The sequence below is a fragment of the Aestuariivirga sp. genome, from assembly GCF_046093005.1.
In the GTDB taxonomy this organism is placed as follows: Bacteria; Pseudomonadota; Alphaproteobacteria; order Rhizobiales; family Aestuariivirgaceae; genus Aestuariivirga.
The window spans coordinates 1-12,716 of sequence record NZ_JBJTER010000176.1 but is presented as its reverse complement, the minus strand read 5'-3'; the positions used below and the strand labels follow the sequence as shown (position 1 = coordinate 12,716).

At 65.3% G+C, this 12,716-nt stretch carries 13 protein-coding genes; 12 read left to right on the top strand and 1 reads right to left on the bottom strand.

Annotated features, from left to right (window positions below):
- From ACKOED_RS15140 to ACKOED_RS15105, 8 genes are all read left to right on the top strand, one after another.
- The coding region (locus ACKOED_RS15140; RefSeq protein ID WP_408917455.1) for a sensor histidine kinase at nucleotides 1-630 on the top strand (630 nt) is incomplete at its 5' end.
- Entirely contained in the window at nucleotides 627-1,436 is an 810-nt protein-coding gene (locus tag ACKOED_RS15135; RefSeq protein ID WP_408917454.1) for a LytR/AlgR family response regulator transcription factor, read from the top strand. The genes ACKOED_RS15140 and ACKOED_RS15135, both read left to right, overlap by 4 nt.
- Before the next feature lie 126 nt (nucleotides 1,437-1,562).
- Nucleotides 1,563-2,438 carry a carboxylating nicotinate-nucleotide diphosphorylase gene (gene nadC, locus ACKOED_RS15130; protein WP_408917453.1) on the top strand — a complete coding sequence of 292 codons (876 nt, stop codon included), beginning with the start codon at nucleotides 1,563-1,565 and terminating at the stop codon, nucleotides 2,436-2,438.
- A complete protein-coding gene (locus ACKOED_RS15125) occupies nucleotides 2,435-2,851 on the top strand; it encodes a hypothetical protein (RefSeq protein ID WP_408917452.1) in 417 nt (138 codons plus the stop codon). The genes nadC and ACKOED_RS15125 overlap by 4 nt, the downstream gene beginning before the upstream one ends.
- Nucleotides 2,829-3,539: a ribonuclease T2 family protein gene (locus ACKOED_RS15120; RefSeq protein ID WP_408917451.1), complete on the top strand. Its 711-nt coding sequence runs from the start codon at nucleotides 2,829-2,831 to the stop codon at nucleotides 3,537-3,539. Before ACKOED_RS15125 ends, ACKOED_RS15120 begins: the two co-directional genes overlap by 23 nt.
- Nucleotides 3,540-3,619: 80 nt before the next feature.
- Nucleotides 3,620-4,174, top strand: coding sequence for a dCTP deaminase (dcd, locus tag ACKOED_RS15115; RefSeq protein WP_408917450.1), 555 nt, complete (start codon nucleotides 3,620-3,622; stop codon nucleotides 4,172-4,174).
- Nucleotides 4,175-4,235: 61 nt separating this feature from the next.
- The gene (locus tag ACKOED_RS15110; RefSeq protein ID WP_408917449.1) at nucleotides 4,236-5,411 is read left to right on the top strand and encodes a saccharopine dehydrogenase family protein; all 1,176 of its coding nucleotides are present in this window, start codon (nucleotides 4,236-4,238) and stop codon (nucleotides 5,409-5,411) included.
- 91 nt (nucleotides 5,412-5,502) lie between these two features.
- Nucleotides 5,503-5,754, top strand: coding sequence for a hypothetical protein (locus ACKOED_RS15105; RefSeq protein ID WP_408917448.1), 252 nt, complete (start codon nucleotides 5,503-5,505; stop codon nucleotides 5,752-5,754).
- Between the two features lie 61 nt (nucleotides 5,755-5,815).
- Here ACKOED_RS15105 and ACKOED_RS15100 read toward each other — a convergent pair whose 3' ends face one another.
- Nucleotides 5,816-8,002, bottom strand: coding sequence for a TonB-dependent receptor (locus tag ACKOED_RS15100; RefSeq protein WP_408917447.1), 2,187 nt, complete (start codon nucleotides 8,000-8,002; stop codon nucleotides 5,816-5,818).
- 71 nt (nucleotides 8,003-8,073) lie between these two features.
- Between ACKOED_RS15100 and ACKOED_RS15095 the strand changes: the two genes are divergently transcribed.
- The 4 genes from ACKOED_RS15095 to ACKOED_RS15080 all read left to right on the top strand — a co-directional run.
- Nucleotides 8,074-8,556, top strand: a complete 483-nt coding sequence (locus ACKOED_RS15095; RefSeq protein WP_408917446.1) for an energy transducer TonB — start codon at nucleotides 8,074-8,076, stop codon at nucleotides 8,554-8,556.
- A gap of 106 nt (nucleotides 8,557-8,662) precedes the next feature.
- The gene (locus ACKOED_RS15090) at nucleotides 8,663-9,784 is read left to right on the top strand and encodes a hypothetical protein (protein WP_408917445.1); all 1,122 of its coding nucleotides are present in this window, start codon (nucleotides 8,663-8,665) and stop codon (nucleotides 9,782-9,784) included.
- Nucleotides 9,785-9,988: 204 nt separating this feature from the next.
- On the top strand, nucleotides 9,989-11,284 hold the full coding sequence (locus ACKOED_RS15085) for a tyrosine-type recombinase/integrase (protein WP_408917444.1): 1,296 nt from the start codon (nucleotides 9,989-9,991) through the stop codon (nucleotides 11,282-11,284).
- Between the two features lie 808 nt (nucleotides 11,285-12,092).
- A partial coding sequence (locus tag ACKOED_RS15080) for a type I restriction-modification system subunit M N-terminal domain-containing protein (protein WP_408917443.1) occupies nucleotides 12,093-12,716 on the top strand: 624 nt, incomplete at its 3' end.

Genomic DNA, 12,716 nt, shown 5'->3' with positions numbered 1-12,716 from the left:
AAGCAGACCGAGCCTGCCAATGCGATGCTCACCCGCCTGTCGGGCTTCCTGCGCCACACCCTGATCGCCGAGCCCGGCAGTCAGGTGACGCTGGCGCAGGAGATCGAGACCTTGCAGCTCTATCTCGACATCGAACGCATGCGCTTTGAAGAACGCCTGCGCCCCGTGTTCGAGATCGAGGACGCCGCCCTGCCCGCCCAGCTGCCCGCGATGCTGCTGCCACCGCTGGTCGAAAACGCGATCAAGTACGCCGTCAGCCCGCAGGAGGAAGGCGCGCAGATCTCGCTCACCGCCCGCGTGATCGGGGATCGGCTACGGCTGACGGTCGAGGATACCGGGCCGGGGGCCGACGATGCGCCGCCCTCGCGCGATATGGTGCCCGGCCGCCCGGTTTCGACCGGCGTCGGCCTTGCCAACATCCGCAACCGGTTAGGCCAGGCCTATGGCGACAATCACCTGTTCGAAACCCGTTCGGAAGCTGGGGGCGGCTTTACCGTGCTGATCGAAATCCCCTTCACCCGGGCTGATGTGCCCGAACCCGTCACCGCCGCGCCCCGCGCCGCTGTGGCGGGGGCGGACAACATCATCCCCCTCAATCCCCCCCAACGCACAATCGGAAGCCCGCTATGACCATCAGAACCATCCTCGTCGATGACGAGAAGCTCGCGATTCAGGGCCTGCAACTGCGCCTCCAGCCGTTCGAGGATGTCGAGATCATCGACACCTGCGCCAACGGGCGGGAGGCGATCCGCAAGATCAAGACCGAAAAGCCCGATCTGGTGTTCCTCGACATCCAGATGCCCGGCTTTGACGGTTTCAGCGTCGTGAAGGGCGTGATGGAGATCGAACCCCCGCTGTTCGTCTTCGTCACCGCCTATGAAGAACACGCGATCCGCGCCTTCGAAGCGAACGCCGTCAATTACCTGATGAAGCCGGTCGACGAACAGAAACTCGCCGACACCATCGAACGCGTGCGCCAGCGCCTCGCCGAGAAGAAATCGGCCGAGGACGCGGGGCAATTGCTCGACGTGCTGGCCGAAATCGCCCCCGAACGCGCGGCGGATTTCGTCGAGACCACCACGGCGGCGACCACCGAAAGCGCAGACCGCTTCGAAAAGCTGATCAATGTGAAGGACCGCGGCCAGATCTTCCGCGTCGAGGTCAACACGATCGAGCATATCGAGGCGGCGGGCGACTACATGATCATCTCCACCGGCGACAATTCGCTGGTGCTGCGCGAGACGATGAAGGATCTGGAACGCCGCCTTGATCCCCGCAAGTTCCAGCGCGTCCACCGTTCGACGATCGTCAACCTGGATCTGGTGCGGCAGGTGAAGCCCCACACCAACGGCGAATGCTTCCTGGTGCTGGAAAGCGGCGCCGAGGTGAAGGTGTCGCGCTCTTACCGGGATGTGGTCGCCCGCTTCGTGCATTGATGCGAAGGAGCGTCGCCCCTGCGCAGGCAGGGGCCCATCCGGGCTGCGCTGTGCAGAACTCGGCGCGTGATGGATCCCCGCCTGCGCGGGGATGACGAAGGGGGTGTGACCGGCTAGGGAAATGCCATGACCACCTTCACCCTCCCCGGCTTCGACCTTGCCAAGTTCATCCGTGAGACCCTCTCCGAAGACTTGGGCGAGGGCCTGCCCGGTGGCGGGCGCGATGTGACCTCCGAAAGCGTCATCCCCGCCGACGCGCGCTTTACCGGCGTGATGGACAGCCGCGATGCGATCGTCGTCGCGGGGCTGCCGCTGGCCGAGGCGTTCTTCCGGCACCTCGACCCCGGTTGCGCCATCGAAACCCTCGCCAATGATGGCGACAAGGTGCCCGCCGGAACCGATCTCATGCGCATCGAAGGCCGCGCGCGGGCGCTGCTGACGGCGGAGCGCAGCGCGCTCAATATCGTCCAGCACCTTTCGGGCATTGCCACCCTGACCCACGCCTATGTCACCGCGATGCGCGGCCCTGATGGCAACCCCGCCTGCACCCTGCTCGACACCCGCAAGACTATCCCCGGCCTGCGCTTCCTCGAAAAATACGCCACCCGTCAGGGCGGCGCGCAGAACCACCGGATGGGGCTGTGGGACGCGGCGATGATCAAGGACAACCACGTCGCGGTCGCTGGCTCTGTCGGCGAGGCGGTGCGCCGCGCGCGGGAAGCGGGGGTGACGCGGATCATCTGCGAAGTCGACCGCCTCGACCAGATCGAACCCGCGCTGGCGGCGGGCGCGCATCACCTGCTGCTCGACAACATGGACCCCGCCACGCTGGCCGAGGCCGTGGCCATGGTCGCAGGTCGCGTCCCGACCGAGGCGAGCGGGGGCGTCAACCTCCAGACCATCGCCGCCAAGGCCGCCAGCGGGGTCGACTATATCTCGGTCGGCCGCCTCACCCAGAGCGCGCCAGCGGCGGATATCGGGCTGGATTTCAAGCCGCTATGACGCCGATCCGGGGGCCGCGACCGCTGGCGATCCGGGTGTTCGCCGCCGCCTTCCTCGCCGCCGCGCTGCTGCGGCTGGTGCGCGGGCTGGAGGATCTCGCGCTGGCCGAGACCGTGCTGGCGGTGCACGCGCCGTGGTTCGCGTGGGACCGCGACTGGACGATCGTGGCGCTGTCGGCGGAATTCACCATCGCGCTGATCCCGCTCACATGGATCTACCTTTTCGCAGCGCCCTTCGCGCGCTGGCTGGTGCTGGGCTTCGGGGCGCTGCGGCTGGTGTTCCTCGATCCGGCGGCGCTGGCCGGGCCGGTGCTGGTCGCCGTCGCGATGGCGAGCCTGCTCACCCCCCAGGCCGCCCGCTGGTTCGCCCGCCAGCCCGAGCCCGAGGAGGATGGCCCTGCGGTGTTCGAATAGCCTCATCGCCGCCCTCGCACTGGCCCTCCCCGCCGCCGCCAACGCGCAGGCCTACCAGTGCCGCGCCCCGCAGGTCGCCCGCGTCCCGGCGATCACACCCGATGGCCCGCGCCGGGTGCTGCCTGTCACCGGCTACACCCTCGCGCTCAGCTGGTCGCCGGAGTTCTGCAAGACCCGCGCCGCCGATCCCGCCCATGCGGTGCAATGCGGCGGGGCGAATGGCAGCTTCGGCCTCGTCGTCCACGGGCTGTGGCCCGAGAGCGGCGCCAGCTGGCCGCAATGGTGCGAGGCCAAGACCGCGCTCACCCCGGCGCAAGTGCGCGGCAGCATGTGCTTGATACCGTCCGCCCGGCTGGTCGCGCGGCAATGGGCCAAGCACGGCAGCTGCATGGTCCGCCGCCCGTCGCAATATCTCAAGGTCATCGGCATCCTGCGCGGCGGGCTGCGCCTGCCCGACTACGACCGCATCAGCCGCGAGGACGGCCTCACCGCCGGGCGCATCCGCGCCGCCTTTGCCGACGCCAACCCCGGCTGGCGCGAGGAAGCGATCGGGGTGAAGCTGAACGAACGCGGCTGGCTGGAGGAAATCCGCCTGTGCTACGCCAAGACCTTCCACCCCGCGCGCTGCACGCCGTCGCGTTGGGGGGCCAAGGACAGCGCCCCGGTAACAATCTGGCGGGGGCTGTAGGCGGGCGGCTGCGGCAGACTCATCCGGATAATTCGCCCGCGCCCCTTGCTGCGAATGGCCCTGTCGGGAATCACTTCGGCATGGCGATTCTCTCCGACAAATGGATCCGCACCCAGGCGCTCGAACATGGCATGATCGAGCCCTTCGTCGAAGCCCAGCGGCGCGACGGGGTGATTTCCTATGGCCTGTCGTCCTACGGCTATGACGCAAGGGTGGCGCCGGAATTCAAGATCTTCACCAATGTCGATAGCTCGGTGGTCGATCCCAAGCAGTTCGATCCCAGGAGCTTCGTCGACCGCGAGACCGACGTCTGCATCATTCCGCCCAATTCCTTCGCACTCGCCCGCACGGTCGAATATTTCCGGGTGCCGGAGGACGTGCTGGTGATCTGCCTCGGCAAATCGACCTATGCGCGCTGCGGGATCATCGTGAACGTCACGCCCTTGGAGCCGGGCTGGGAGGGGCATGTGACGCTGGAATTCAGCAACACCACGCCGCTGCCTGCGAAGATCTACGCCAACGAAGGCGCGTGCCAGTTCCTGTTCCTGCAAGGCAACGAGCGCTGCGAGACCAGCTACAAGGACCGCGCGGGCAAATACATGGGCCAGCGCGGGGTGACGCTGCCGCGGCTTTAGGGTTGCGGCTCTAGACTTGCCGCGCTCCCTCGCGCATCACGGCGCGCAAAGGAGAGTATGCATGACCACCCGCGAATTCGACATCATCGTCTATGGCGCCACCGGCTACACCGGGCGCCTCGTCGCCGAATATCTCGCGCACCATTACGGCCCGCGCGCGGATGGCCCAAAGTGGGCGATGGCGGGCCGCAGCCTTGCCAAGCTGGAGGAAGTGCGCGACTTGATCGGCGCGCCTGCCGATACCCCGCTGGTGGTCGCCAATGCCGATGATGATGCTGACCTTGAGGCCATGTGCCAGCGCACCCGCGTCGTCCTCACCACGGTCGGCCCCTACCAGCTCTATGGCGACAAGCTGGTCGCGGCCTGCGTCAAGACCGGCACCGACTATGCCGACCTGTGCGGCGAGCCTGCGTGGATGGCCGCCAAGATCGCCGAGCATCAGGCGGCCGCCGAAGCCAGCGGCGCGCGCATCTGCTTCTCGAGCGGGTTCGATTCGATCCCCTTCGATCTCGGCGTGATGATGACCCAGAAGGCCTGCGAGGCCAAGTTCGGCAAGCCCGCCCCCCGCATCCGTGGCCGCGTCCGCGCGATGCAGGGCACCTTCTCGGGCGGGACGGCGGCGAGCCTCGGCGCGACGATGAAGGCGGCGGCGAAGGATGTCTCGGTGATCGGGGTGCTGCGCAATCCCTTTGCGCTCACCCCGGGCTTTGAAGGCCCGGACCAGCCCTCGGGCATGATCCCTTCGTATGAGGACGATCTCGGCAAGTGGTCCGCGCCCTTCGTGATGGCGCCGATCAACACCAAGAACGTGCACCGCACCAACTTCCTGCTCGGCCACCCCTATGGCGCCGACTTCCAGTATGACGAGATGATGCTGACCAGCCCCGGCGATGTCGGCAAGGCGGCGGCCAATGCGGCGGTGGAGTTCATGAAGAACCCCTTCGGCGCCAAGCCCCCCAAGCCCGGCGAGGGCCCGACCAAGGAGGAGCGCGAGAACGGCTTTTATGACGTCGTCTTCGTCGCCGACATGCCCGATGGCGGCCGACTGCAATATGGGGTCAAGGGCCGCTATGATCCGGGCTATGGCTCGACCAGCCGGATGCTGAGCGAGACGGGGATTGCGCTGCTCAGCTGCACCAAGCCGGGCGGGGTGGGCACGCCGGGCGCGTTCCTTGGCGAAGACCTCGTGAAGCGGCTGGAGGAACATGCCGAACTGACCTTCGCGGTTGAGGAATAGGCCTTATCCCGCACCGGGTGCGGAACATCCGGCGGGGGCTGGCGTTGGGGCTGTCGGAGGGGTGTCGCTGTGACGAAAGGCGCTGACTCCCGTGACTTTGCCCCAGATGCAATTGCTGATCGCCCTGCTCTCCGCCGCCTCGCTGCTGTCGGCGGCGTGGCTGGTGCTGCACGCCCGTGACGTCGCGCTGCTGCTGCGCCCGGTGCTCCCGCTGGTGCCGGGCGAAGGGCGGCGGCTGGCGAGTTTCCGGGCGGTGAGCGCGGCGATCACCGTGTTCGGCTTCAGCATGGCGGGCGAGGTGTGGATCGTGGCGCGCGCGGCGGGACTATCGCCCCTGACGTGAAAAGGGGCCGCCGGCCTTGGCCGGCAGCCCCCTTTTGCGACCCTGTCCGGGCGGGCGTGGCTCAGAAGCTGAGGCGTACGCTCGCGCGGAAGTTGCGACCCAGCAGGGGCACGAAGTCCTTGGTGAAGCTCGCATGGCGGCGGCCGTTGACGTCGAAGATGTTGTCCGCCGCGACCAGCACGGTGACGTTGCGGTTGGCGGCAAAGGGCCGCCACGCCGCCATCGCGTTGACCAGCGTGAAGCTGTCGGTCGGCGTTTCGAAGGCGGTGACGCGGTCCTGCGCATCGAACCACTGCACTTCGCCGCGCAGGTCGAAGGCATCGGTCTGAGCCTCCAGCGCGCCGAGCAGAGCCAGCGGCGGGATGCGCGGGACGGCAGTGCCATCGGCCAGCTCCGCCTCGGTGTAGGAGGCTCGCAGATCGGTCAGCAGGCGGAAGCCGTCGCTGTCGATGATCGGGTAGTTGAGTTCCGCCTCGAAGCCCCAGAAATCCGCATCCTGCTGGAGATACTGGAACACCGGCAGATCGTCTTCCTCGGCCCCGGTTTCTTCAAGGAAGATGTAGTTATCGAACCACTGACGATAGGCGGTGAGGTTGAAGGTGCCCGCCCCGATGCTGCCACGGGCATAGGCTTCAAGGCCCCAGGCGCGTTCGGTGGTGAGGTCGGCATCGCCGATCTCGAAGGCCTGGGTGGCGATGTGCGGGCCGTTGGCGAAGAGTTCCTCGGCGGCCGGCGCACGTTCGGCGCGTGAGCCGTTGAGGCCGATGCGCACGCCCTCGATCCCCTGATAGACCAGGCCGAGCGCGCCCGAGAAGGTGTCGTAATCCCGCTCGATCCGAAGGGTCTGGGCCTCGACCTTGGTGAATTCGGCGCGCGCGGCGGCTTCGATCTGGAACGCGCCGGTGCCGTATTCCTGAAGCGTGAACAGCGCGACCTGATCAGTGAGGTTCGGCGGCACATAGGCTTCCGCGCCCACGGCGGCGAAATCGCGGTGGAGATACTGGATGCCGCTCGACCCGCGCAGCGCGCCATCCCCGCGCTGCACCAGTTCGGCGCGCGCTTCGATGCTGGTCGCATCGAAGGTGGTGCCGACTTCGTCGCCTTCAAATTCGGTGTGGGTGTAATCGGAATAGCCGACCCGCAGCTTCAGCCGCTCGAAGGTGCCTTCGCCGAGGTAGAGATCGCCCTTCAGATCGGCGCGGAACTGCTTGAGGCCGATGCGGACGATTTCCTCTTCCTCGTCACCCGCGCCAAACGGGGTGATCGCCGCCGCAGCGGCCACTTCGCCGCCGTGGTCGTGCTTGAGGCCGGGGCGCTTGGTGACGCCGTAATTGGTGTCGTACCAGCCGATCGACGCGCCGAGCGTGCTTTCGCCCAGGATCAGGCCGAGCCCGGCATTGACCGTCCAGCTGTCCATGTCGCTGTTGGGGATGAACCCGCGCTGGGCGGCGGCTTCGCGGAATTCGGCGGCCTTTTCCAGCTCGCCGTCCGCGGTCTTTTCAGCGGCTTCCTCCAGCAGTTCCTCGCGCAGTTCGGGGGAGAGCTGGAACCCGCCGATCTCGGCATTGCCGGTCTTGCGCCACGATCCGTCGACATGGAACACGAGGTTGCTGGTCAGCCCGAAATCGACGCTCGCCGCGCCGGTGCGCAGGTTGGTGGCGCTGTCGATCCCGGCAAAGCCGTCAACGTGGAAATCCTCGTCCGGCATGCGGGTCGGGATACGCTTGTCGACGACATTGACCGCGCCGCCGATCGCCTGACTGCCGTAGAGCAGCACCGCAGGGCCGCGCAGCACTTCGATCCGTTCGACCGTGATCGGCTCGATGGTGGTGGCATGGTCGACCGAGGTGTTGGAGACGTCCGCCGTGCCCACGCCGTCGATCAGCACGCGCACGCGCTCACCCTGCTGGCCGCGCAGGACAGGGCGCGAGGAGCCGGGGGCAAAGCTGGTGGAGGACACGCCGGGCAGCTTGGCGAGCAGGTCGCCGATCTGGCCGTTGATCGCATCGCGCTGGATCTGGCCAATCTCGACGACGCTGGTGCCGGCCAGCACGTCAAGCTCCTTGAGGCCATTGGCGCTGACGATGATCGTGCCGTCGCTGGCGGTCTGGCGGTTGTGGACGTCATCCTCGACCGGGGCAGGCTGTTCGGCGGTCTCGGCCAGCGCGGGCGCGGCGGTGACGGCCAGACCCAGCACAGTGGCAAGGGCGAGGCGCGAGGGAGCAAGAGAGGACTTGCGAAGGGTCATGAGGCTTCCCGTTGTTTATATGAGATAACGTATCACGCGCCTAGCGCCCTCGCCGCCGATTGCAAGCGCAAATGCGCCGCGGTTCGGCCAACCGGGGTTTGACATCGACGACCAACTTTGTTGGAGTGCCGCGAGGGCAAAAGGGGGGCATGATGGCGCGACTTGTCAGGTTCGGGATTGCAGTGGCGGCCTGCGGCCTTGGCGCGGCAGCGCTGGCACAATCTGCGCCGCCGGTTGCCGTGCCGAAAATGCAGGCCTGCACCGGCGGGTATCAGCCGCCGGTGATGATCCGTGCATCGATGATGCGGATCACCGAAAACTACCCCGCCCGGGCCCTGCGCGAAGGGGAGGAAGGCGTGGTCGGTGCCGCCATCACGGTCGGCCTCGATGGCCGCGCGATGGATGTCGAAATCACCCAGCGCGCCGAATCCGAAGATCTCAACAACGCCACCATTCAGGGGATCCTGCGATATGGCCGGTTCATGCCCGCCTTACAGGATTGCAAGCCGGTGGTGGGGGAGTTGCAGCAGACGATCCGCTGGGCGCTGGGGTGATGGCAGCGCTGCGGTGGGCGGGCCTGTGCCTGGCGGGCGGGCTGGCCGGGCTGGCCGTGCCGTCCGGGCCGAGGCGCAAATCGGTCGCAGCGCCTGCTTTGTCCGCGTGACGGCGCTGCGCACCATTCCCGGCCTCGCCAGCGCAGTGCCGCAGGGCGAGGCGCTCAATGCCGCGCCCGATGCGGCGCGGCTGCGCGCCTATGATCAGAGCCTTGCCAGCGCCATCGCCGCGCTGGGAACGGGCCCGGACATCGCGCTGCGCCTGCTCGATGTCGAATCGCTGGTGCATCGCGTGTCGGAATGCGCGACCTCCCTCGGCACGCCCCTCGATCAGGTCGATCGGGCCGCCGCCGCGCTGGACAATGCCTTCCGCGCCAATGTCGCGCATTATGCGCTCAAGGCCCCCCGCGCGACAGACAGCCCCGAACAGCGCCGGTTGCAGGAACGCATGCTGGCCTCGACGCGGCTGACCAAGGCACTGGCCGCCAGCGGGCGGACGGCCGACCGCGATCAGGCGCTCCGCACTGAAGCGCAGCTGATCGCGGCCGCCGAGGCCGAATGGGAAGCCGGACGCGAAGCGCGCGAGCAGCAGCGGATGGCCGAAGAGCGCGCCCGCAACGCCCGGGCCGAAGAAGAGCGGGTGCGGCAGGCATCGGCACAGGCCATCATGGATGACCGGCTGATCACCCGCGCGGTGCTCACCGAGTTCAAGCAGATTTCCGACGGCCACCTCGGCCTCAACATGTCGCGGGGGCTGAGCGAATTCACCACCAGGCCCGGCGATCAGCCCGGTTTCAGCGAATACTGGAATTACGACAGCGGCGAATTCACTTTCACCATCAAGGGCGCCCATCCGACGTTCCAGCGCTATCGCTTTTCGATCCGGGATTCCGATTGCCGCAAACCGAATGCGAGCAAGCCCGAATATCTGTGCACCTTCACCGCGCAGACCGAAGCTGAGGTGACGCTTGCCGGGACACAGGTGGTGAACGATCAGCACGGGCCTGTACGGCTGACCACCCCGATCGTCTGGAACGGATCGCGCTGGTCGGCCCCGCTGGTGCGCGCCGCGGCCGAGCGCAGCTTTGCGGCAGCCGCCGTGGCGCCATCGAGCGGATCGTCCGCTGATCCCAACCGGGCTCTGTGCCGATCGCTCCACGCCGGGGTGGCCGCTGCCGGTGGCCAGTCAACCTCAGGCGCGCTCAGCCCGCAGACATGGGGCTGCTGACCGGGCCACGGCCCGGTGCTGCCCCGCAGGGCGACAAGACAGTATGATGATCGGAAAACTGGAGCGGGTGAAGGGAATATATTAAATAACTAGAATTAAACAATATTTTTTGATAGAATTACCCACACAGAACCTACACAGTAACGGACATTCAGTAGGTTAGGCGAGAAATCTGCACAGATTCTGCACAGTGGGGCAAGGGAAATGAAATTCATCACCGACAAGGAGCAGATAAAACCCGGCCTTATCATCTTCCGACGCGGCGATGTCGGCCACGACCAGTTCTATTGCCGCATCAGAATCGGGAAAGAAGACCGCTACAAGACCATCTCCCTCAAAACGTCAGATCGGCAGACAGCGCGCGACCGCGCGATGGATCAGGATGCCGACATCCGGTTCCGCGTGAAGCATGACGTTCCCGTATTCAATCGGCCCTTTTCGCAAGTGGCCGAGGAATACGCCGACGCGCAGCAACGGCGCGCCAACGCGGGCGAGGTCAGCCAAGCCCGCGCTATGAACGTCAAAAACAAGGTCAACGGCCCACTAAACGCCTATGTGGGCAGCACCCAAATTCACTTGGTCGGTCAGGACCGCTGGTCAGAATATCCGCTTTGGCGGCGCGAGAATGGTGTCGGTCGGCGCAATGGAGTCATCAGCGATTCCACCATTCGCATCGAGATGAGCATCTTCGCCGCCATCATGAACTTCGCCGTAGCCAAGCGCTATGTGCCCGCGCACCATCGGTTTGAGGGCATGCCCAAACTCAAATCCGCACGGCGCGACGAGTTCACGCTGGAGGAATACCGCAAGCTGCACAGCGTAGGCCGCAAGTGGATGAAGGAGGCGACCACGCCGCAGGGCATCTGGTATCGCCAGATGTGCTACAATTTCATCCTCATCATGTGCAACACGGGGATGCGCCCGCCCGAGGCGAAGAATCTCCGCTGGCGCGACATCACCAAAGCGAAGGATAAGGACGGCACCGACATTTTGGTGCTCTTCGTCCAAGGCAAAGGCAAATCGCGTCAGCTCAGTGCCCCCAAAAGTGTCGGTGACTATCTCGACCGCGTCCGCGCGCTCTCCAAAGCCACCAAGCCCGATGATTCCGTCTTCACCATCATCAATGGCAAACCTGCCGTCTGGCTCTACCGCGACACCGTCGAAGAGTTGCTGAAATACGCCAACCTGCGCGACGGGCCGAGCGGCATTCCCCGCACCACCTATTGCTTCCGCCACACCTATGCGACGTTCCGCCTCTCCGCAGGCGTCGATGTCTATATCCTCGCCCAGCAAATGGGCACCTCCGTCAAAATGATCGAGCAGCACTACGGCCATGTGAACACCATCAAACACGCCGACCGCGTGTTGATGGGCATTGGCGGATGGGATGCGATGCACACCGAGATGGACGCGGAAATCGAAAAGCAGGAGGCAAAAGCGAAAGCCACGCAGGCCATCAAGGCGAAGCAGCCCACCAAGCCATCCCGCTCCAAACGCTAACCCCGTATCGCCGATACTCACCGGGCGTTGGCGTTTTCGCCGATGTTGCCCGACGGACCGCTGGTGCTCTTGAGTCGTGCAACCGGCCCTCCCTTCCGCGAGATTGCCAATGCACCGCTGGTGCTTCTCGATTGGAAATCTCGCCAAGTGGGTGTGGGATTAGGATGCGCCGAGCCTCAAGCAGCCCCCATGCCCGCGTCTTCCTGCCCGATGCACCGCTGGTGCCCTCAATCGGCAGGCTTACTCTTGCCTCACCCCCTTGGGTGAGCCTCATTGGACTGACCTATTGGATTTGCCGTTCGCCCGCGCCAAGCGCAGTTTATTGTCGACTTCGCGTCCGCATCGCGCGCAACATGCGCCGACGCCAACGGCACAAAGCCAAGTGAGATTTGAGCTGCGCCACCAACTGCGTGGATGCGGAAACGATACCGGCGATGAGATTCAGGCTGAACAGTTTCATGGAGTCCTCCCCCTTGCCCCGCGCGGAATTGCGCGATGGATGAGGGAGCCTCGGCAGGCCATTCATGGGGATGGGCATAGGTCGCAACATGCGCCGCCATGCGGGATAGAGCTGCACACGGCTTGCCACGGAAGACTATCGCCTTGACCAGCCCTTGCGGTCTGCCAAAGCTAACAAAGACAACGCGCTATCCGCGCTGCAAGGGGGACGATTTCACTGATTTTTGAGCCTGAACGGTCGCGGCGGCTTCGTCGCCCGCGCATGAATTACGGCTTTGCATCACCGAATCGCTTCCAGTATGTTGGTGGCAACTAAATGATAACTTTGGAATAAAAGGGCGTAACACGCATGCTGACCGGTGAAGTTCGCAATCAAGTCGATCAAATATGGAACGCCTTTTGGTCAGGCGGCGTCTCCAACCCGCTCTCCGTCATCGAGCAGATCACCTATCTGTTGTTCATCAAGCGCCTCGATGACCTCCACACGCTCGAAGAGAACAAGGCCGCAAACCTTGGCATTGCGATGGAGCGCCGGATTTTCCCCGAGGGGAACGACGAACAGGGCCGCCCCTATTCCGATCTTCGCTGGTCACGCTTCAAGAACTTCGAAGCCCGCGAGATGATGGACGTCGTCGCCGAGCGCGTGTTCCCATTCCTGCGCGCCCTGGGCGAGGAAGGCTCCAGCTACGGCAAGCACATGGAGGGCGCGCGGCTAGGTTTCAGCAACGCGTCGCTGCTCGCCAAAACCGTCGATATGCTCGACAAAATCCCGATGGAGGACCGCGACACCAAGGGCGACCTCTACGAGTATATGCTCGGCAAAATTGCCAGCGCAGGCACCAACGGCCAGTTCCGCACCCCGCGCCACATCATCCAAACCATGGTCGAGATGATGCGCCCGACACCCGAGGACGTCATCTGCGATCCCGCATTGGGCACGGCAGGCTTCCTCGTCGCCGCAGGCGAATATATC